At 51.8% G+C, this 20,432-nt stretch carries 22 protein-coding genes; 11 read left to right on the top strand and 11 right to left on the bottom strand.

Annotated elements, in window-relative coordinates:
- The first annotated feature begins 1 nt into the window (after position 1).
- The 5 genes from AC55FS_RS19535 to AC55FS_RS19515 are packed head-to-tail and all read left to right on the top strand — an operon-like array spanning position 2 to position 4,874.
- A complete protein-coding gene (locus AC55FS_RS19535) occupies positions 2-1,126 on the top strand; it encodes an HmuY family protein (protein ID WP_496933970.1) in 1,125 nt (374 codons plus the stop codon).
- Between the two features lie 2 nt (positions 1,127-1,128).
- The gene (locus tag AC55FS_RS19530) at positions 1,129-2,184 is read left to right on the top strand and encodes a hemin-degrading factor (RefSeq protein ID WP_496933969.1); all 1,056 of its coding nucleotides are present in this window, start codon (positions 1,129-1,131) and stop codon (positions 2,182-2,184) included.
- Positions 2,181-3,008, top strand: coding sequence for a heme/hemin ABC transporter substrate-binding protein (locus AC55FS_RS19525; RefSeq protein WP_496933968.1), 828 nt, complete (start codon positions 2,181-2,183; stop codon positions 3,006-3,008). Before AC55FS_RS19530 ends, AC55FS_RS19525 begins: the two co-directional genes overlap by 4 nt.
- 1 nt (position 3,009) lies before the next feature.
- A complete protein-coding gene (locus tag AC55FS_RS19520; protein WP_496933967.1) occupies positions 3,010-4,089 on the top strand; it encodes a FecCD family ABC transporter permease in 1,080 nt (359 codons plus the stop codon).
- Positions 4,086-4,874 carry a heme ABC transporter ATP-binding protein gene (locus AC55FS_RS19515; RefSeq protein WP_496933966.1) on the top strand — a complete coding sequence of 263 codons (789 nt, stop codon included), beginning with the start codon at positions 4,086-4,088 and terminating at the stop codon, positions 4,872-4,874. The genes AC55FS_RS19520 and AC55FS_RS19515 overlap by 4 nt, the downstream gene beginning before the upstream one ends.
- A 112-nt stretch (positions 4,875-4,986) precedes the next feature.
- Here AC55FS_RS19515 and AC55FS_RS19510 read toward each other — a convergent pair whose 3' ends face one another.
- Together AC55FS_RS19510 and AC55FS_RS19505 are read right to left on the bottom strand one after the other, a co-directional pair.
- A complete protein-coding gene (locus AC55FS_RS19510; RefSeq protein ID WP_496933965.1) occupies positions 4,987-5,595 on the bottom strand; it encodes a GNAT family N-acetyltransferase in 609 nt (202 codons plus the stop codon).
- Between the two features lie 212 nt (positions 5,596-5,807).
- Positions 5,808-6,236 carry an NUDIX hydrolase gene (locus AC55FS_RS19505; protein WP_496933964.1) on the bottom strand — a complete coding sequence of 143 codons (429 nt, stop codon included), beginning with the start codon at positions 6,234-6,236 and terminating at the stop codon, positions 5,808-5,810.
- A gap of 87 nt (positions 6,237-6,323) precedes the next feature.
- On the opposite strand from AC55FS_RS19505, the gene AC55FS_RS19500 reads away from it, so the two are divergent.
- Both AC55FS_RS19500 and AC55FS_RS19495 read left to right on the top strand, forming a co-directional pair.
- The gene (locus AC55FS_RS19500) at positions 6,324-6,659 is read left to right on the top strand and encodes a Type 1 glutamine amidotransferase-like domain-containing protein (RefSeq protein WP_496933963.1); all 336 of its coding nucleotides are present in this window, start codon (positions 6,324-6,326) and stop codon (positions 6,657-6,659) included.
- An 89-nt stretch (positions 6,660-6,748) separates the two neighbouring features.
- Positions 6,749-7,186, top strand: a complete 438-nt coding sequence (locus AC55FS_RS19495; RefSeq protein ID WP_496933962.1) for a hotdog fold thioesterase — start codon at positions 6,749-6,751, stop codon at positions 7,184-7,186.
- A gap of 40 nt (positions 7,187-7,226) precedes the next feature.
- On the opposite strand, the gene AC55FS_RS19490 is transcribed toward AC55FS_RS19495, so the two are convergent.
- The 5 genes from AC55FS_RS19490 to AC55FS_RS19470 form a co-directional block, all read right to left on the bottom strand.
- On the bottom strand, positions 7,227-8,267 hold the full coding sequence (locus tag AC55FS_RS19490; protein WP_496933961.1) for a M48 family metallopeptidase: 1,041 nt from the start codon (positions 8,265-8,267) through the stop codon (positions 7,227-7,229).
- 7 nt (positions 8,268-8,274) lie between these two features.
- Positions 8,275-9,333 (bottom strand): YjgN family protein, encoded by a 1,059-nt coding sequence (locus AC55FS_RS19485; protein ID WP_496933960.1) that lies wholly within the window; start codon positions 9,331-9,333, stop codon positions 8,275-8,277.
- A 640-nt stretch (positions 9,334-9,973) separates the two neighbouring features.
- Entirely contained in the window at positions 9,974-10,453 is a 480-nt protein-coding gene (locus AC55FS_RS19480) for a phosphatidylglycerophosphatase A family protein (protein ID WP_496933959.1), read from the bottom strand.
- 198 nt (positions 10,454-10,651) lie between these two features.
- Positions 10,652-11,455, bottom strand: coding sequence for a CZB domain-containing protein (locus AC55FS_RS19475; protein ID WP_496933958.1), 804 nt, complete (start codon positions 11,453-11,455; stop codon positions 10,652-10,654).
- A gap of 62 nt (positions 11,456-11,517) precedes the next feature.
- Positions 11,518-13,713, bottom strand: coding sequence for a primosomal protein N' (locus AC55FS_RS19470; RefSeq protein ID WP_496933957.1), 2,196 nt, complete (start codon positions 13,711-13,713; stop codon positions 11,518-11,520).
- A gap of 139 nt (positions 13,714-13,852) precedes the next feature.
- Between AC55FS_RS19470 and rpmE the strand changes: the two genes are divergently transcribed.
- Together rpmE and AC55FS_RS19460 are read left to right on the top strand one after the other, a co-directional pair.
- Positions 13,853-14,062, top strand: a complete 210-nt coding sequence (gene rpmE / locus AC55FS_RS19465; RefSeq protein WP_496933956.1) for a 50S ribosomal protein L31 — start codon at positions 13,853-13,855, stop codon at positions 14,060-14,062.
- A gap of 282 nt (positions 14,063-14,344) precedes the next feature.
- Positions 14,345-14,866, top strand: coding sequence for a hypothetical protein (locus AC55FS_RS19460; protein ID WP_496933955.1), 522 nt, complete (start codon positions 14,345-14,347; stop codon positions 14,864-14,866).
- A gap of 131 nt (positions 14,867-14,997) precedes the next feature.
- On the opposite strand, the gene AC55FS_RS19455 is transcribed toward AC55FS_RS19460, so the two are convergent.
- The 4 genes from AC55FS_RS19455 to AC55FS_RS19440 all read right to left on the bottom strand — a co-directional run bounded on the left by AC55FS_RS19455 (position 14,998) and on the right by AC55FS_RS19440 (position 18,423).
- Positions 14,998-15,639 (bottom strand): MBL fold metallo-hydrolase, encoded by a 642-nt coding sequence (locus AC55FS_RS19455; RefSeq protein ID WP_496935994.1) that lies wholly within the window; start codon positions 15,637-15,639, stop codon positions 14,998-15,000.
- A gap of 74 nt (positions 15,640-15,713) precedes the next feature.
- Entirely contained in the window at positions 15,714-17,138 is a 1,425-nt protein-coding gene (locus AC55FS_RS19450; RefSeq protein WP_496933954.1) for a hypothetical protein, read from the bottom strand.
- Positions 17,139-17,196: 58 nt separating this feature from the next.
- Positions 17,197-17,772: an LPP20 family lipoprotein gene (locus AC55FS_RS19445; protein ID WP_496933953.1), complete on the bottom strand. Its 576-nt coding sequence runs from the start codon at positions 17,770-17,772 to the stop codon at positions 17,197-17,199.
- A gap of 168 nt (positions 17,773-17,940) precedes the next feature.
- Positions 17,941-18,423 carry an FKBP-type peptidyl-prolyl cis-trans isomerase gene (locus AC55FS_RS19440; RefSeq protein ID WP_496933952.1) on the bottom strand — a complete coding sequence of 161 codons (483 nt, stop codon included), beginning with the start codon at positions 18,421-18,423 and terminating at the stop codon, positions 17,941-17,943.
- 117 nt (positions 18,424-18,540) lie between these two features.
- On the opposite strand from AC55FS_RS19440, the gene hslV reads away from it, so the two are divergent.
- Complete coding sequence (hslV, locus tag AC55FS_RS19435; protein WP_496933951.1) at positions 18,541-19,092, top strand: ATP-dependent protease subunit HslV; 552 nt, start codon at positions 18,541-18,543, stop codon at positions 19,090-19,092.
- Positions 19,089-20,429, top strand: coding sequence for an ATP-dependent protease ATPase subunit HslU (gene hslU, locus AC55FS_RS19430; protein WP_496933950.1), 1,341 nt, complete (start codon positions 19,089-19,091; stop codon positions 20,427-20,429). Before hslV ends, hslU begins: the two co-directional genes overlap by 4 nt.
- Positions 20,430-20,432: the final 3 nt, after the last annotated feature.

Below are 20,432 nucleotides of genomic sequence, written 5' to 3'. Positions count from 1 at the left end.
TATGCAACCGACCTTATTTTCACCGCGCATCAGCTGGCTAGCAGTAGTGACCAGCGGGCTGTTATTGGCTGGCTGTGGCAGCGACGACAGCAATAGCAGCGATACACCGAATAGCGGTGACGTCAACGACACCAGCGGCGTCAAGGTGGTACGGCTGAATGCGGCTAGCCACAGCGACTGGGTGTATCTGAATCTAGATTCCGGCCAGCAGGTCAGTGAGCAGGAAGACTGGCACCTGGCATTGCAGCGCAGCAATATCAAGCTGAATGGTGGTGTATCGGGCAGTGGTAACGTCGCGGGTGCGGTATTAGATGCCCAGGACGAGTTTTATCAGGATGGTGAGGCCAATAGCTCGGTATTCAGTAACGCCGATGCCGATAGCGAAGCACAGGCTTTGCTGACAGAGTTTGATCTCACCAGCGTCCAGTGGAGCAGCGACAGTTATCGCACCGCGATGCAAGACTGGTACGTTTATAATCCGACGACCCATCAAATCAGTGCGCCGCAGCAAAGTGGCTGGCTGGTACGTCATGCCGATGGCGAGACCTATTCCAAAGTTCGCATTACCGAGCTGAGCTACAGCAACATTGCCTTAAGCTATGCAACCCAAGCGGCGGGAACCCAACAGTTTACCGCCGACAGCAACGTCCTAAACGCCAATCTTGAGCAGGGCAGCACTGAGTTGTGCCTCGATTTCGACAGCGCCAGTGCCGTTGACTGCACAGCTATAGATTGGGAGTGGCGGTTAGAAATTGACATGGCCAGTCGTGCGGTCAATTTGTGGAGCAATGGCGGCGTACACGGCACTGGCAACGCTGCTGCTTTGGGCCCGATTGCCACGGCAGAGCTGGATGCCTACACCAGCGCCAGCAACAGCAATGGCCAGGACATCAGCCGATTATACGTCACTGACAGCAGCGACAGCGTATTCAGCCAGAACAGCTGGTATGCCTACAACCTCACAGGCCAACACAAGCTGTGGCCGAACTTCCGCACCTACGCCATCAATACCAATAGCGACGATGCCAATGCTGCCGTGTACGCGGTGCAAATCAGTAACTACTACAGCCTTGGCGACTCTGGTAGCCCAGAGCTGCGTTTCCGTCAGATTAATCAGGGAGAATAAGCATGAACGCAAGCTTGACTGAGCGCTGGCAGGCGCTGCAACAAAGCCAGCCGAAACTGCGCATTCGCAACGCGGCAGAACAGCTTGGAGTATCTGAAGCAGAACTGCTGGCCACTCGCTTAGGGCAGGGCGTAACACGCCTGGAAGGCGATTTTCGACACCTGATTTGCGAGCTGGAAGCATTAGGCGAGGTTATGGCATTGACCCGCAACGACGGCATGGTGCATGAAAAAACCGGCCAATATAAAGACATCAGCTTGCATGGCCAAATGGGCCTGGCACTGGGAGTCATCGACTTACGCCTGTTCTTTTCGCGCTTTGTATTTGGCTTTGCTGTCAGCGAAGCCAGTGGCCAGGGCCAGCGTCATAGCTTGCAGTTTTTTAATGCCCAAGGTGAGGCCGTGCATAAAGTCTATGCCACCGCCAATACCGAGCTATCTCAGTACCATGCCTTGGTCGAACGCTACCGCGCCGAGCAGCAGCAACAACCGGATGTCAGCCGCGACAGCAACGCGGAAGATTTGTTAGCGTCACCAGCAGATTTGGATTTGCCCCAGCTGCGCCAGGACTGGAGCGAGCTGAAAGATGTGCATCATTTCAGAGCCATGCTGCAAAAGCATCAGATTGAACGCATTCCAGCCTACCAGCGTATTGGCCCAGACTACGCCCAGCCATTGGCGGTGGAAGCGTTTGAACAGGCGTTAGTGCTGGCGGCAGACAGCCAGCAGCCGATTATGATCTTTGTTGGCAGCGAAGGTGTGGTGCAAATTCATACCGGCCCGGTGCAAAAACTGCTGCGCACGGGTGATTGGTTTAACGTGCTGGACCCGGGTTTTAGCCTGCATGCCAATACCGCCTTAATCGAACATGTGTGGCTGGTGCGTAAACCCACCAGCGACGGCATCGTTACGTCATTGGAGGTGTTTGATGCCGATGGGCGTCAGTTGGCGCTGATGTTTGGCGAGCGTCAGAACGGCCAACCTGAGCGCGATGACTGGCGTCAGCTACAAAATCAATTGCTCGCCCGCTATCTGCTGAGCGATGGGGTGGCGGCATGAAGGCTTGGCTGCTGGCACTAGTCATGGCATTGAGCACTATGACTAGCCAGGCGCAAATGCGCCTGGTCAGCATCGATGGCTCGGTAACGGAAATCATCTATGCCTTAGGGGCCGAGCAGCAGTTAGTGGCGGTCGACACCACCAGCCGCTATCCACCAGCGGCCGCAGAGCTGCCGGATGTGGGGTATATGCGCCAGCTGTCGGTTGAGGGCATTTTGTCTCTCACCCCCACCACAGTAATTGCCAGCGACGACGCCGGACCAGAAGAGGTCTTTGCTCAGCTACAGGCCGCCGGTGTAAAGGTGGTGAAGGTTAAGGATGATGCCAGTCTAGCGGGTGTTCAGGCCAAAATTGCAGCCGTTGCTAGCGCCTTGGGACGGGAAGCGGCCGGCGAGGCTTTACAGCAGCAGGTTGAGCAACAAGTGCAGCAAGCACAGCAGCGTTTGGCGCCCTTGGCGGGCCAACGCGCACTGTTATTACTTGGTGCTGGCAATCGTGGTTTGATGGCAGCCGGTACCGGCACTCAAGCCCAGGCGCTGCTGGATATGCTGGCACTGGAAAATGTCATCCAGCATCCAGGCTACAAACCACTCAACCCGGAATCGGCTCTGGCCGTGGCGCCTGACGTGGTTATTGTCGCGCAAACCGGGCTATTGCAGGTGGATAACATTCGCCAGCAATTGGCGCTGACACCTGCGGTTAAAAACGACCGTGTAGTGGTGTTGGATGCTGGTTTGTTATTGGGTTTTGGTCCTCGTCTGGCGCAGGCATTGACCCAGTTGCAACAAGCGCTGCTGGATGGCCAGAGCTTAGCGGAGCAATAAGGTGCACTCGGCTTTGGCGCGTTGGCGTCCGTCTATTAATTGGCCTAACCATCGCAGTGCTTTGTTACTGCTGATGTTAGCTGCCTTGCTACCGCTGTGTTTAGTGGTGGCACTAGCGACGGGCCCGGTAGCCATATCACCTGACCAGGTGCTGCAGTCGTTGGGCTTAGCCATGACGGGTGGCGACATCAGTGGCCAGCAAGATTGGATTGTGCGCGAGCTGCGTTTGCCCAGAGCACTGTTGGCCATGCTGGTGGGGGCAGGCCTAGCTGTTGCCGGCGCCATAACCCAAGGTGTGTTTCGCAATCCGCTGGCCGACCCAGGATTAATCGGTGTATCCAGCGGTGCCGCCCTGGCCGCGGTAGCGGTGATTGTGCTACAGAGCTCGTTATTATCACCTTATGTTGCATTAACCGGCGTTTTTGCTTTACCTCTGGCAGCCTTTGCTGGTGGATTGGGTGTTACTTGGCTAATTTATCGGCTCAGTACCCGTCAAGGGCAAACGCAAATGGCGATGTTATTGCTGGCGGGCGTGGCTATTAATGTCATTGCTGGCGCACTGACCGGTATTCTGACCTATATGGCCGATGACCAGCAGCTGCGCACTATGACCTTCTGGTCGATGGGCAGTCTGGCCTATGGCAAATGGTCTGAAATCACGGTGCTGGCCTTCTGCATATTTATTCCATTGTTGGCTCTTCCGCGTTTTGCCGCCTTATTAAATGCGTTATTAATGGGTGAAGCGGTGGCCGGGCATTTAGGTTTTGCTGTACAGCGTGGTAAGCGCTGGCTAATTGTGGCGGCGGCTTTAATGGTAGGGGCGGGCGTTGCCATCGCTGGCATGATTGGTTTTATTGGCTTAGTGGTTCCGCATTTATTGCGTTTATTGCTGGGGCCGGATCATAAGGCTTTATTACCTGGCAGTGCATTATTGGGTGCAGCGTTATTGCTATTGGCCGATACCATCGCTCGCACCTGGTTAGCGCCAGCTGATCTGCCGGTTGGCCTAGTAATGGCTATTATCGGTGGGCCGGTATTTTTATCGTTATTGTTGCAGCAGGCGAGAAGGGTAATGGCATGATCAATGTACAGAAGCTGTCGCTATTTAGCGGCGATAAAACATTGCTCGATGATATCAGTTTTACCTTGCAGCCTGGTCAGCGTTTGGCCATTTTAGGTGCCAATGGTGCCGGTAAATCCAGTTTATTAAAAACTCTGGCCAGTGAGCGAATAATAGACAAAGGCGAGCTGCTACTGGATGGTCAGCCATTGGCGGAATATCTAGCAAGGCAACGCGCCAAACGCATCGCAGTATTGCCACAGCAGGTTGAACTGGCGTTTCCTTTTAAAGTACAGCAAGTGGTGGCGATGGGGCGTATTCCCCATGGCGATGAACAGGCCAGTGCCGAGTTACAACGAGATGCCATGCAATTAATGGATGTCTGGCATCTGCGTGCTCGCAGTTACCCATCGTTATCGGGAGGTGAGCAGCAGCGAGTGCAACTAGCAAGGGTTCTGCTGCAGATCTGGCAGCCGCCGCAAAGTGAGCGCGGACAAACATTATCGCGACTATTGTTATTAGACGAATGCACCTCGGCATTGGACCCCGCCCACCAGCATGCTGTTATGCAACAGGTAAAACAGTTTGCCGAAAAGAATGTTGCCGTACTGGCCGTATTACATGATATCGCCTTGGCAGCATCTTGGGCTGATCGTGTATTGCTGCTAAAACAGGGTCGAATTTGGGCGCAGGGAGATGTGGAGTTATTAACTCAGGCCAGCTTGCTGCAACAGGTTTATGATTTGCCCAAGCCCTTAGCCCAGCGTTACGCTGAGCAAAATGGAGCTTGGTTAAAAGTTGGGTAGATTTCGTCAAGATTGCTAAATAAGAAAATTCATTAACTCGATGTATGTCGAATTACTGCATTGAAACAACTAATTGCAATTCATTTCGGGTGCCCACGATAAATATAATAGTTTATTTTCGCTCTGTGTTGTTGGTCAGATAAAACATAGTGGTAGCGGAAGAAAACCCTAGATATTTACTTAAAAAATCCATGTCTTTCGTCTCTTCTGTACCAAAACCAAGGCGTTCGTATAGGCGTTTGGCATCGAGGTTACTATCAATCACGTCCAAACGCACACTGTGATGACCTTCTTTATTGGCATACTGAATAACTTGCTGTAATAGTCGGGTGCCAACACCTTGTCCACGAGATTCTGCTGCTACGCAGATACCATCGAGCATTAGCTGGCCGTCACTATATTCCCGATCGAGTAGTGCCAATATGGCTAATGCACGAGTAGCATGCCAAAAGTCCATATGTTGGTTGAGCAGCTGCCAGTTAATGCCAGCGGTTAATGAGCCCAAGGAATTTTTATAGCCTGCCAGCCCAATTATTTTTTCGCCTTGCATCGCAACCCAACTAAACTTGGGTTGAAAACCTTGAGCCAGAATATCGAGTCTTTGCGCTTTGTTAGGGATGGCAATGCCGAGTTTATCGGCAAAAGCGGCATCGTATAACGTTGCGGCTGAATATCGTTGTGATTCGTGAAAACCTTGCTGGATTGAAATATTATTCACCATGTTCTTCAGCCTCTGGATAATGACGATTTTTTGTCGATTTTCAGGTCCGCCTTACATATGGTTAGAGAAACACGCTAACTATCTATGGCTACCACATAAATAGGTTTAGCAATGGCGATAGTGGCACTGTAATAAATTTGCCGCTGTAAGTGATTGTAAGAAGGCATGCTTTTAATACATGAGGGGCCATGTTTGATGGGAGTGCATGCAAGTTACAGTAATTGTGATTGAATGTACTCAACGGCACGCTGAAACACAGGATGGCATTCACCAATAATGGCACTGGTTAATGGTTGCCAGAAAAATTCAAAATCATGGCCGCCGTCATCAAGACAATGATATACCCACTGCTCAGGAAGGGGCGGGCAGTGGCAGTGTACAAAATGCCAAAGCTGATCCTGATGCTGACTGTGCCATTGGCCAATATCTTGGCATTGCTTTACTTTAGTAATACCAGCTTCTTCCGCCAGTTCTCGCAAAGCCGCCGCTTGGACCGATGAATCATCAACTTCCAAGGTGCCCTTAACGAGTTGAATGCCAGCCAAGGGGTGCCGAAATAGTAGAAGCTGTATGCCGCTGTCACTTGCTTGGGTTACCACAGGGCAAACTTTTATTTTCCTTTCTGCGATCAGTGCTTTCATGTTGTTGCTCTGGTAAATAACCGGTATCCGTAGGCCGTCAGATGTTGTGGTACATTTAGGCTTTATTAAATAGTGAATAGCGACATCATGCAAAAGCAGTGCGTTGTATTGGGGGGCGGTGCTATTTGCTGGTTCGAATACGGCATTACCGATAGCAGCCCTGAGGCTTACAGGGTGATAGCGGGGTTAGGTTTGTTGCCAGGACTCGCCGAAGCGCACTTTACGGGTGATGATGAAAAATCAACGTTATTTCATCAATACGCGAATGCTCATCCTGATGTGCCTTGTGTGGGTTTGAGCGATTATGCCGGCCTGCATTTTTGTGATGGAGAGGTTGAGTCTGTCATTTACAGCCAGCAGAGCGCGCAAATAACCGTCGCTAACCGTTCTGCCCTGCCACCAGGTTTTCAGATGGCGATGTAATGCCGCTTCCTTCATCAGTATGGCTAAGTGAAATATCAGCGATTTTCTGATAAAACCGATGCGGTTTAAACATAGCTTTAGAGGCAGATATGAGCGCTATTTGGTTTGCGACCCCCGACATTGCCGATATGAATCGACAAATGCAGAACACTGCATGTTCCAATCTGGGCATAGAAATCACCGAAGTGGGTGATGATTATGTGCGTGGCACTATGCCGGCAGATGAGCGTACATTGCAGCCGGTGGGCTTGGTGCACGGTGGCGCTAATGTACTGCTGGCCGAAACCTTGGGCAGTATGGCGGCCAATCTGGTAGTTGACCCTAGTCAGCAGTATTGTGTTGGCCAGGAAATTAATGCCAATCATATTCGTGGTGTGCGCAGTGGCACTTTAACGGGGACTGCTCGAGCAGTGCACTGTGGCCGTAGCTCACAGGTGTGGGAAATCCGCATTGAAAACAGCGAAGGAAAACTGAGCTGCATTTCGCGCCTAACCATGGCGGTGGTGGCTGCGCAGTCTAACTCCTGAGACGAAGCCAGTGCCCAGTCAATAACTGGGCACTAGGTCTTTACGGCTTGGCCTGTTGTGCGCTGGCAGCGTTTTCGGCCTCGCGGATGCGCTCTCCCATGCCAGGATGAGTGCTGAGATAATCGCTCCAATCCCCGTCGTCCGTGCTGCTGTCGGCAGGTAGGTCGGCCAATGAACGCATCGCATCAGCAAAATCCTGCGGAGACAAACCGACGTGCTGCGCATTTAGCAGGGCATAGGCATCCGCTTGACGTTCCATATCGCGTGAAAAAGCGCTGTCCAGTAGCGAGCTACCCGCACCGATTACCAGCTCGCCCATGCCTTCGATATCACCAAACATCATGGCAAAGAGAAAGCTGGTGGCCGTGGTTTGGGCCAGTTGTTTCATGCCGTGGCGGTGCTCTACGTGGCCAATTTCGTGTAGCAAGATAGCGTGTAACTGCTCGGGTTTATCTGTCATTAATCTGGCTAAGTCATCGGTGACAATAATTTTGCCATCGGGCAAGGCCAGCGCATTAGCCCCAATAAAACTGTGGTAGAAATCCAGTGAGTAGCGTTCTTGTGGCAGCTTTAACTGGGTAAGCAGACGATTAAAGTCAGAGCGAATAGTCTGTTTTGCCTCTGCATCCAGTTCGGATGGCTCAAAATAGATGTACTCAAGGGCGGTAAAGCTATGTTTACCGACTTGCTCATCTACGCTGCGCGGCATCATGTCGACTCCAGCATGGGTCATGCCAGGCAATCCATGAAATACCATAAACCAAACAAACGCAGGAACAGCGATGACGGAGAGTAAAACGCCGAGCCAATGGCTTTCTAACCACTCAATCCATTGCTGCCCCGGACGATGGCCAGGCCAGCGGTAGTCCGGACTGTGCGGAATAAAGCGACTGCCGTCGGCAAATCCTAGCTCTGCGGGTAAGCCACCGATGAGCGGTTGATGCTCGACTTGGCTAGCAGGGTAATGGTGTAAGGCTTTTCCATTGGCGTCACTGATCCACAAAGTACCTTCGCTATCCAAGCGTGCCAGAGCATCCGTGCTCTGGGCTTGATTGGCTAAAAAATAATAACCTGGCACCATATTTGGGTTATCCGACGATCGACAAGTCACTATCAAACAAACCTGCGGCTTCTTCACCAAAGGCTGAGTATTCGTCCGCTACTGTATTCTGCAGAGTGTCTATTGCGGGTGTGAATAAAACGCGGGTATGGGCACACAAGTAGCGGAATTTCCGTATCCGTGTGATGGGAAACGCAAGGCCTAAGGTAATGATTAATAGCAACAGGTTGCTGGCCAGCAGCCATGAGTAACTCACGACCTCAATGTTAGAACGGAACTTAGCCAGGTCGTTAATGCGCAAGTTGTCCATCAAATGGTTACGTACAATCGCGGCATAAACACCGGCGACAAAGGCCATACCTAAATAGGCAAATGGGATAATCAATGCAGCCCCACTTTTAATAAAGTCTGGCATATCTTGTTCCAGAGCGCCTATGCCAACTGCTGCTGCGGACAGCACGGAGATGGCAAGTATGAGTATTAACGCACTACCTATGGTGCAAAAAGCAGCGAAATAAAAACGGCCAGTACTTAGGTCGACCTTCATAGGCTTACCACCATAAGTGATATTTTTATGTATGAATTCGCTAATCAGTTTGTGAATCCATGGTGCTGTTAAATACAAAGTAAACATGGCAACCATGGGCAAGAGTATGAAGTGAATAAACAGGTCGCCATAGCCGCCGGTAAAGGAGAAGCGTACGTTGCGATAGGAAGTCATGCGCAAGGTGAACTTCATGCCTTGGCCGATGGCCCAGGGCAAAACAAAGATATAGCCAATAAAGAACAGGGCCAACAGCGGCGGGAAGAAGCTGGCAATAAGGTACAAGCCACCAAACACGACGATGGCCAAAATTCGTCCGCGTAAAATCTGCAGCGGTTTAGCTAAATAGCTCAAACGATGACCATCGATTTGGGTATGCCCATACAAGTACTGGTTGTTCCGTACCTTAGCCCAGGCGCTATAGATGCCTAAGGTGACGATGCTTAATAACAGGTTTACAAACCACAGTTTGAAATAGCCTGCTTTGCTGCCTGTAAACTCAACAGCACAGTCTTTGTACGTTGCTTCTGCGAGGTCGGTCATATCGACGTCCTTGTGAAAGGGAAGGCCGGCGTTTATAGCGAAGTTGCTTTGTACCTGCAAACCTTGGGGCTGAATAAAAAAGCGACATTCTGTCAGCAAGCGAGTAAATAGCGGCAAAAGGTCGGCTTATCGTCAGCCTATCAACAATGATATCCACAGAATCTGTGGGTATCTCATTATTTCATCCCCAGCCAGATTGGCCTGAAGGTGAGTATTATTTTCCTGCTGAGTGCTTGACAACTTATCTCAATGTTCTTTTGCTCTTTTTGAGTCCTCATCTGCTGAAGCTTGATATCAAAGGGTTTTTTAACAATTTTTTATGCTGAGCGAAAAGTGTGCAAAGGTCGCAACATCCCTATCAATCATGCTCTCGATGACATGTGCTCAAAATACTAACAGAAATATCCACAGCATCTGGGTATAACCTGCTATTGACAGCTGTTGTTATTCACAAGTGTGAAATAAGTCTGTAAGTCAGTTGCCCACGTTCGGTGACTTGGCTGAAAGCGGCAATAAAGAGACGCAAAAGAGGTTGGCAAGTAGAGAGGGGGCTAACAACAGAGGCGGCAAGTAGAGGGGCTGTAAGAGACGGCCTTTATGAGAGGGCGCGACACGGGCGATTCCATGCCGGCGCTATGATTCAGACAATCCAAGCGGTGATTTGTACTACGGCCAATGCCATCAGGCCGGCAACAATGTCATCGATCATAATGCCAAAGCCACCATGCACTTGTTTGTCGAGCCAACGAATGGGCCAGGGTTTGATGATGTCGAACAAACGAAATAGGGCTACTCCATAGACTAACCAGCCGATGCCAGCAGGCAGCCACAGCAGGGTTAACCACAGACCAATCCATTCATCCCAGACGATGCCACCATGGTCATGCACCCCAAGATCGCGCGATGTTTGCTCACACAACACTACCCCTAAGGCAAATCCGGCGAGCAATACGCCAATATAGGGCAAGGTAGGAACACCTTGTAAAAGCATCCACCACACAGGCACTGCGGCCAGGGTACCAAAGGTGCCCGGTGCTTTGGGCGCCAGCCCCGAGCCGAGGCCAAATGCCAGGCAGTGAATGGGGTTGCGCATATTGGGTTTTGGGGCAGAGGTGTTCATAAACAATCCACAAACAGAGCGAGTGGATCATACGTGTGGTCCTCAAATGCGGCAATGGCAGGCACCCTAGGGCCTATGAATGCGAGTGATGGCTGTGCCGCTACATAAGCACCTAATAATGCTGCTCAGGTAAAACGGGTCCGAGTCCCTTGGGTTGTGGCTGAATATTTGCGCTTTTCTAGAGCAATGTTCAGGTCGTCACTGCGTGGTTAATACCGTATTGACCGATCCTAGCAAGCGTTGTGGCGCTAATAGCAATACGTTACGGGCCTGACCATCCAGCTCAATGTTATTTAGCCAACCGTCCGAATAGCTAGGCAGCCAGTCACACTGCAGATCAGCAGCCATATCGGTGGCAAATACTTCACCTATGTTATCAACCTGCAAACCCATCACGCTGTTGTTATGAGCTTGCAGCAGCACAATACTGGGGCGACTGCTCTCCAGTATGGTTTGGCGGGCATCGCTAAATAAGGCACGCAACCGCACCAGCGTAGTTTGGCGGTGATTTTCCAGAGACTGTAATGCCAGCTGCTTTTGTCCCTGGTCGGCTTGTTTCAATAACTCATCGGCCAATGCATGAATGCGTTGGTGCGGCCCATCAAACTTCTCCATCACGTGATTGAGATCGTCATTATCCGACTCAAACTGGTCGTACCACTGACCAAAAGCACACTGATGAGGATCACGCGCTTTGGTAAAAGCGACACCTGTAGTCAGGCTATGTTCCAGTGCTTGCAGCCAGTCGATATGATCTTGCTCACGCTGCTCCAGCAGTTCATACAGCTGCTGATATTCGCGCTGCAATGACGGCTGCTGCAACAACTCAGAAAGGCTGAGCAGAGGGCACGACTGCTGTTCGTATTCCACCACTTCCCGCAACTGGCCATCACCACTGGCCACTCGGGTCACCTGAATGCTATTGACCGCGGCAATAAATCGCACTGTGGTTAACGGCACGGCAAAATGCTGATCGCTGTAGCTAAAGCTGAGGTAATCCATGCCAAGCTCCATGGCGGCTGAGTTACGGTCTGTGCAGTATAGGAGCCAGTCGGGTGAGTTGCTTACAGGGTGTCGATCGGGTCGATGTCGAGATGCCAGCGCACACTGCGCGGCAAACGTTGTTGCTGTAAAAAATATTGCAGTTGATGCAGCACCTGGTGCAAGGCTTGGCGATCGCCTGCATGCAATTGCAGCTGTTGGCGAAAGCGTCCGGCACGGCGTTCCATAATGGCGGCAAAGGGGCCCACTAAGCTAACACGCACCTCACTGTGCTGCGCCTGCCAGCGTTGAATATGCTGCCTGGCGCTAGTTAATAACTGTTCAGCTTGCTGTTTATGCTCGCTTTCTGCGCGCAGCAGCGCCAGATGAGAATAGGGTGGAAGCTGGCGTTGCTGGCGTTCCTGCAGTAGTGATAAGGCCAGTGCGTGGTAGCCGTGGTCGAGCAGCAAGTTTAATTGTGGATGATCGGCATACAGGGTTTGAATCCAGACTTCGCCCGGCATTTCGGCTCGTCCGGCTCGGCCCGCGACTTGCAATATCAACTGTGCACTGTGTTCCATGCCACGAAAATCGGCGCTAAACAAACCGGCATCGGCGTCTAACACCACCACTAGCGTGACATCGGGAAAGTGATGGCCCTTGGCCAGCATTTGGGTGCCGACCAATATGCACGGGCCGTCGTCGTGAATTTGATCGTATAAGGCGTCAAAGGCCTGTTTGCCCCTGATGGTATCGCGGTCGACCCGGCGCACCGGCCAATGGGGAAATATTTGCAACAGTTGTTGCTCAACCTTCTCGGTGCCTTGTCCAAGTGCTTCTAGCTGCGAATACTGGCAGTTTGGACAATGTTCCGGCACCGCTTGCTGGTGATCGCAATGATGACAGTGCAGGTGGCGCGGCCAATGATGTAAGGTCAGTCGCGCATCACAGCGGCGGCATTCTGCCATCCAGCCACACTGCCGGCACGCCAGTAATGGCGCGTAACCGCGGCGGTTGAGAAAAACCAACACTTGCTGTCCTGCACTGAGAGTTTCTTGCATGCGTTGCAGCACTGGCTCGGCGAAACCTGCGCTGAGGGGTTGGTGCAATATGCTATGCAGCTTCATGCCCGGAGCTTTAGCATTGCCGGCGCGCTGGCTTAATTTCAGGTGCTGGTATTTAGCCGTTAAGGCATTGTGTAGGCTTTCCAGCGACGGTGTGGCTGAGCCGAGTAACACCGGAATATTACGCTTGTGAGCACGTACGATGGCAAAGTCTCTGGCTGAATAGCGCAGTCCATCTTGCTGCTTAAACGAGGCATCATGCTCTTCATCAATAATAATGGCGCCTAAATCCGGCAACGGTGAAAAAACGGCTGAGCGAGTGCCAATCACAATCCGCGCCGCGCCCTCTTTGGCGGCGCGCCAGCCCTGCAGTCGCTCTCGATCGTTTAGGCCAGAGTGCATGGCCACCACAGGGACATCAAAGCGCTGGCGAAAGCGTTTTAGGGTTTGTGGTGTTAAGCCAATTTCAGGCACTAACACCAGCACCTGGCGCTGCTGCTCTAGCAGATGTGCGATCCACTGCAAATACACTTCGGTTTTGCCAGAGCCGGTGACGCCCTCCAGCAAGCTGACACTAAAGCCCTGATCGGGCAGTTGTGTGAGTGCCTGCCGTTGCTGCTCATTTAATGCCAAGGGTGATTGCGGATTGGCATTGGCTGCGGCTACTGGCAGGCGTTGCTGGCTGCTGATCAGCCCGCGCTGTTCCAAACTCTGTAACTGCGCCAAGCTAAACCCTTGCTGGGTTAGCTCGCTGTGTGGCCAAAGCGGTTGCTGGTGAAATAACTGCCACAGTGCCTGCTGGCGTTTACCACGCAGTGGTTCAGCTTCAGATGAGTGATCGGTTCGTTGCCAGTGACGCTCATCAACGTCGCTAAGGGAGCTGCCACGGCGCAGCATGGCCGGTAACATCAGGTCGAGCACTTCACCCTGAGCATGGTGATAGTAGTGGGCCAGCCACTGGCTAAGTGCCATCGATTCAGCATCAACAACGGGCTCATCATCCAAACGGTGCAGTAACGGCTTGAGCTTATTGGGTGGTACCGAGGAGCTTTCGCGGGTGCCCAGCACTATGCCGGTCAGTAGCTGGTTGGCAAAATTGACGCGGACCCGCTGTCCAGCTTGATACAGCTGCTGTGGCTCATCTGTGACAGGCAGGTAGTCAAAGCTGCGTTGCAGTGGTACAGGTAATGCGACATCGACGACAAAAAACGGCATGAAAGGCTTGCTGCTGAATTAGGCTCTGGTATTATGCGCGTCCTTATTGCCCACGCAAGGGCAGTATTTTTTAGGCCAGTAGCGCGGTGCTGAACCAAAGTCGGCTCAGTGGCGGCGTGAAGAACTTTTGAGGTGCACTATGAAAGACGGTATTCATCCGGAGTACGCAGAACTGGTAGCAACTTGCTCTTGCGGTAACGTTGTTAACACCCAGTCTACCAAGCCAGGCACTATGACACTGGACGTGTGCTCTGCTTGTCACCCTTTCTACACTGGTAAGCAGAAAGTGGTAGACACTGGTGGTCGTATCGACCGCTTCAAAAAGCGTTTTGGCAGCTTCAAGAAGTAAGCCAACGCTCAAGAAACCCGCTACGGCGGGTTTTTTTATGCCTGTCATTTCTGTATCGGTGCCAACATTAAGTGTTCGGCAGGATTGTGCAAGATCATTGCAGCATGATTCCATGGCTACTTAGTATGTAAAGTACTAGGATAAAGATGCAGTGGGCGATCCATTGCTGTTGTGACCCACGGCGCATGACATTAAACATGGGCTGAAAGCCATATTAAGGCGACAACGGCGGTGTTGGTGAGCTGATAGCGGCGCGAAGCATACCAGTAGAAGGGGCAAGCAGTGTCGGAAGAAAGCGAACAACTCACAGAAGAGCAGCGTATCGCACGACTAGAGCGGCACGTATCAACCAATCGCGTCACTTTGCTGGTGGTGGTGTTGATCGGTGTTGTACTACTGTCCGTCGCCATTACCGTCGGAGTGGTGAAGCTTCTCGAGCCTGATGCTGAGTATATTCACCAGCGTGACTTTGTTGCGTTGCAAAAACAAGTGGAGGCGCTGGCCAAGGCCGCCGACAGTTACCAAAAAGGCATGGCTGATGCCAAGCGGGTGATGGACTCCAGCAATGCCAGCGCATTTAAGCAGATATTGATGGAACAAGAGCGCAGCTATCAAACCCACCTACTGGCGTTGAAAGATGGAATGCGTGATTTGGCGCGCATGGTACCGGGTTCTCGCACCTGGCTGGATATCTATAACGAGCAAATGGACGAAGCACTGTCGCAAAGTCGTGATCGCCACAAGTATTTGCAGTCGTTGCAGACCGACCGTTTACCCAAAGCCCAGTCCCTTGAGCTGAATTAGTTTTCCACTAAGTCGACGGCCTCACTATTAACTGAGCCCTTTTGAGTAACGGCCATCGCTGGTTTGGCTAACCTCTATGATCCGCCACAAAAGGATTATGTTGGCGCTCATGGCCAACGCCAGGGTTCTGATTAACCTCGATGATCCGCCACAAAAGGGTTGTGTTGGCGCTCGTGGCCAAAGGTCGAATTGGGACCATGACCACAAATAAAGGTCACGTCATCTCCTAATGGAAATAGCCGCTGGCGAATCGACGCGATGAGCTGTTCATGATTGCCCTGGGGGAAGTCAGTACGGCCAATGGAACCGTTAAAGATAACGTCACCAACTAACGCTAATTTGTCGTCGGCGCTGTAAAACACCACATGGCCCGGTGTATGACCCGGCGTGTGCAGCACCTGAAGGCGCACCTTACCCACCATCACCTCATCACCCTGTTGCAGCCATTGGTCAGGCTCAAATATGTCTACGGCTGGAAAACCAAACATGGCGGATTGCTGTGGCAGTGCCTGAATCCAGAAACGATCGCCTTCGTGTGGGCCTATGATGGGCAGCTGCAGCCGCTGCGCCAGCTCATGGGTGCCGCCGGCATGGTCAATATGGGCGTGAGTTAGCAGTATCTTAACGGTGGTTACCTGAAGTTGCTGCAGTTGTTCGATGATGCGATCAACCTCGCCACCCGGATCCACCACCGCGGCTTGCTGGGTTTCGCTGCACACCAGAATGGTGCAATTTTGGGCAAAGGCAGTAACGGGCAAAATGTGGGCTTGCAGCGGCATAGCGGCTCCGGTTTAGGGGTAACCGCGCCAGAGTAGCGATTGTCGCTGCCGCTGCAAAGAGGCAATGCTCAAGGTTGGAATAATTTCGGCTTTACCTTGGCCAAGTGTGGCATGGTCATGCCCAAATTGGCGTTGATGTAAGTCGGGTCGGCAATCAGGTAATCACGTCCTTGAAACTGCACTTTATCACCCGCCAATTGGGTCGATGGTGCCACCGCTGTTGCTACATGGCCGGGGTAATCGGTAATGATGACGGGCAAGCCAAGTACACTGCTGACCAGGTGGGCAAACAGGGCGGCTCTGTCTTCACAGTCTGAATAGGGGTAGTGCAGGGTTTCCAATGGGAATAAATAGTTTTCTTCACCAAATTGCTGGCCATCGGTTTGATATTCAAAACCGCTCTGTACTATGTGTAACAGACGGTTTAACGCTTGCTGTTCATTGAGGTCCGTTAACAGCGGCCGCAATCCGGCAACAAACGACCGTTGAGTCAAAGGGGGTAACCCTACGTCAAAATAGCGCGTGAGCTCGAGCTGGGGCACTGTATTTAAAAAGTCGACATGGGCTTTGGAATAATCGACCGTGAGTTGAATGTCTTTACCATCAAGTGTGAGCTGCAATTGACGTTGCATTATGTCGCCATCCAACTGCAGCTGATTAAGGCCATCAAATTGAATCGCGCGGGTTCCCTCGGCATGCTGCCCACCATAGGTGGTTAGGCGGCCACCCGGCTTGGGCTGGTTAAGGGCGTAATATTTATTGCCGTCGAGTTTAAAAAAGGTTTCGCCGAAAATTGCCTCAGAACTGGCGATCAGCACATAGGCTTGTTGCTGGTTGTAGGCAATTCTGGCATCAAAGCCATTTTCCAGCAGTAAAAACCAATTAAGTAAAACCTGGCTGTTGCGATCGCCAGTGCCTTGCTCGCTGAGTTGTTTTAACAGCATAACCATGGCCCAGTCGTTTAATTGCAACTGCTGCTGATAATGCTGTAAGTCTTTTTGGCTGTCCTGCCAGTTAAGCTGTGCCAACGATTGCCAATGTTGGGCGATATGATCACCGCTCAAACGCTGGGCAAAGGGCCGCTGAAATCCCGCTGGTAAGGCAATGTTGAGTTGCTCACCAAAAAAATTAACGCTAGTTCGTTCAGTGTCGCTGGCTGGTAATGCCGCAATCGGTGTTGCAACGGGTACAGTCGCTGGCGGTTTTACTTCCACCTTCGGCTGTGTGGCTGGTGGCGTCCGCTCTGGGGCCGGCTTGGCGACAGGCAAATCATCCGGTTTGGGGGCGTTATCGGGCGCTTGTTGCTGGTCCGTGTCTAGGGTTTGCCAAGGGCGCTGCAAAAATCCGATAAAGGCTTTATCTTGCTCAGATAAATACTGCTTAAAGGCTTTTTGGGTCGAAGCTTTCCAGCGCTCATATTCCGTATCGGCAGAGAAGGCTGGAGTAGAAAACAGGCACAGGCACAGCGCCGAGCCTAGCAGACGGCAGGACATAAAATCATTCCATGACGGCAAATATGAAAACGCCGGCAATCGCCGGCGTTGAGATCAGTTAGCGCAGTTTGGCCATTTCTTGAGCCATTTCTTCAAATGACTTTTCTGCCTGGAATTTCTGCCACAAGGCGCGCTCATTGTTCATTGAGGTTTTCAGGGCTTCCTTCGCCAAGGTATTAACGGTGTCGCTGTCTAGGCCAACCAATACCACCATACCGCCGCTAGGCGTTGGCATTTGACGGAAGATTTTTGAGCCGATCAGGCTTTCTTTAGTAATCTGCTTAGTCACAGAGGTATTGACCTGATCCACGGTTTCGCTGTCGGCTGCACCGGTGGTTTCAGCAAACTGCTTGATCATGTTTTGCACTTCAACACGCATAACCTGAGCCAGTTCAACGCGAGCCGCTGTGGCTGCCATCTGCTTCATAAAGTTAGGGCCAGCAGCTGATTTGTCAGCGTAACCTACGGCAGACAGGTCCAGGCCTTCAACCGGACCACCACATACCCAAGCAGGTGCTTCTTGGTTGGAACCGTCAGCGTATACGCAATCGGCCAGATCTGGACGAGTGTCATTCGATGAGCAGCCAACCAGAGCAGCGGTGACGGCGGCAGCCAATAAAGCGCGATATGTCATGGGATTTCTCTCCTTGAAGGGGACGCCTGTCGCAGGCAGAGGTTTGATTCGGCAGCATAATGAAAGGAATAGGCTTTTTCCACTGTTAGCATCGGGCCATCTAAACGATTAATGCAACTGGGTGTTCCATTCAGGCCGCCAGTGACTGCTTGGCGGCCTTGGCGCTGATTAATGCTGGTGACCGCCAATTCCATGGGCATGGCGGTGATCTATCTCGTCTTGTGTAGCCTGGCGAACGGCTAACACTTCAACTTCAAAACACAGATTACGGCCAGCCAGAGGGTGGCTTATGTCGACATCGGCCATAAAGCGACCGACTTTCTTTACCGTTACCTGACGCATGCCTTGATCGGTTTGTATCACGCCAATCATGCCTGGGCGCCAGCGCTTGGAGCCTTGCAGGTGTTTCACCGGGACACGTTGCAGCACCGGCTCTTGGGCTGGGCCATAGGCTTGTTCGGCACTGAGTTCAACCTTGAAGCGATCACCGGCCTGATGTCCTGCCACGGATTCTTCAAAGGCCGCCAGCATATTGCCATGGCCTTGCAAGTACAGCAGTGGTTGGCCGTCGCGGGTCGATTCAATGGCGTTGCCAGCGTCATCGCTGAGATCGTAGTGCAGTTGCACAACGGTGTTTTGAGTGATTTGCATGAATACTCCTGATGCTCGCCCGTGGGCGTTGAACCGGCTTTGCCGGTGTTTCCCTTGATATTCTACCGCTTGGCCCAATATTGCAGAACACACGCAACACACCATCAGGATGTAAGCATGACCACTATTGTTTCCGTTCGTCGTGGCGACGAAGTCGTTATCGGTGGCGATGGCCAGGTGTCATTGGGCAATACCGTAATGAAAGGCAATGCCCGCAAAGTTCGCCGTCTGTACAACGACCAAGTGATTGCCGGCTTTGCTGGCGGTACGGCGGACGCCTTTACCCTGTTCGAGAAATTCGAGGCACAACTGCAAAAGCATCATGGGCAGTTAACTCGAGCAGCGGTAGAGCTGGCTAAAGAATGGCGCTCCGATCGCGCATTGCGTCGTTTAGAGGCTATTTTAGCCGTGGCTGATCACACAGCCTCATTGATTATTACTGGTAATGGCGACGTAGTGCAGCCAGAAGACGATTTGATTGGCGTCGGTTCAGGTGGCAACTATGCCTTGGCCGCTGCGCGCGCACTGCTGGAAAACAGTGATTTATCTGCACGCGATATTGTTGAAAAAAGTCTCAATATTGCCGGCGAAATTTGTGTCTTTACTAACACGAATTTAACCATTGAACATCTGAAAAACGACAGCCAAACCAGTGGAGAGCGCGCATGAGCCAGATGACCCCACGAGAAATAGTTCACGCCCTCGACCGCCACATTATTGGCCAGGACGATGCCAAACGCGCCGTCGCCATTGCCTTGCGTAACCGCTGGCGTCGCATGCAACTGAGCAGCGATTTACGCGACGAAGTGACACCAAAAAACATCTTAATGATCGGTCCTACTGGTGTTGGTAAAACGGAAATTGCCCGTCGTTTGGCCAAACTGGCTAACGCGCCTTTTATTAAGGTTGAAGCGACCAAGTTCACCGAAGTGGGTTATGTCGGTAAAGATGTCGAGTCCATTATTCGTGACCTGACCGAAACGGGTCTGAAAATGCTGCGTGAGCAGGAAATGGAAAAGGTCTCTTACCGTGCAGAAGAAGCCGCCGAAGAGCGCATTTTAGATGTGCTGTTGCCTCCTGCGCGGCAAAGCAGCTGGGACACCACGACTGAACCGAAAGAACAGGACAGTGGTACTCGGCAAATTTTCCGAAAAAAACTGCGTCAAGGTGAGCTCGACGATAAAGAAATCGAAATCGACGTGTCGCAGATGAACCAGGTCGGCGTTGAGATCATGGCACCTCCTGGCATGGAAGAAATGACCAGCCAGTTGCAGAATATGTTTTCTAACCTGGGTGGTGATAAAAAGACCAAGCGTAGCCTGAAAATTAAAGACGCACTGAAGCTGCTGCGTGACGAAGAAGCTTCCAAGATGCTCAATATGGAAGAGTTGAAAGAGCGTGCCGTTGAGCTGGTTGAGCAAAATGGCATTGTCTTTATCGATGAAATCGACAAAGTTGCTAAGCGCCAGGAAAGCGGTTCTGGTGGTGATGTGTCCCGCGAAGGTGTGCAGCGTGATTTGTTGCCACTGATCGAAGGCTGCACCGTGAGCACCAAATACGGCATGGTGAAAACAGACCACATTTTGTTTGTGGCGTCAGGTGCTTTCCATTTATCTAAGCCCTCGGATCTGATTCCTGAATTACAAGGCCGCTTGCCGATTCGGGTTGAACTCAGTGCGTTAACACCGCAGGACTTTAAACGCATTCTGACCGAGCCTAATGCGTCTTTGACGGTGCAATACAAAGCACTGATGGCGACCGAAGGTCTGCAAATCGACTTTACCGACGATGCCATTGATCGTCTGGCGCACATTGCTTTTGACGTCAATGAAAGCACGGAAAACATTGGTGCTCGTCGCTTGCACACTATGCTGGAGCGACTGTTAGAAAGCATTTCTTTTGATGCCACCGATTTAACTGATGCCATCACGATTGATGCCGCGTACGTAGAAGATAAGCTGGGTAAGTTGGCCATCGACCAAGATCTGAGTCAGTTTATTCTGTAACCG

Source organism: Bacterioplanes sp. CLAM21 (assembly GCF_059641015.1).
This window is presented reverse-complemented; position numbering and strand designations above follow the sequence as displayed.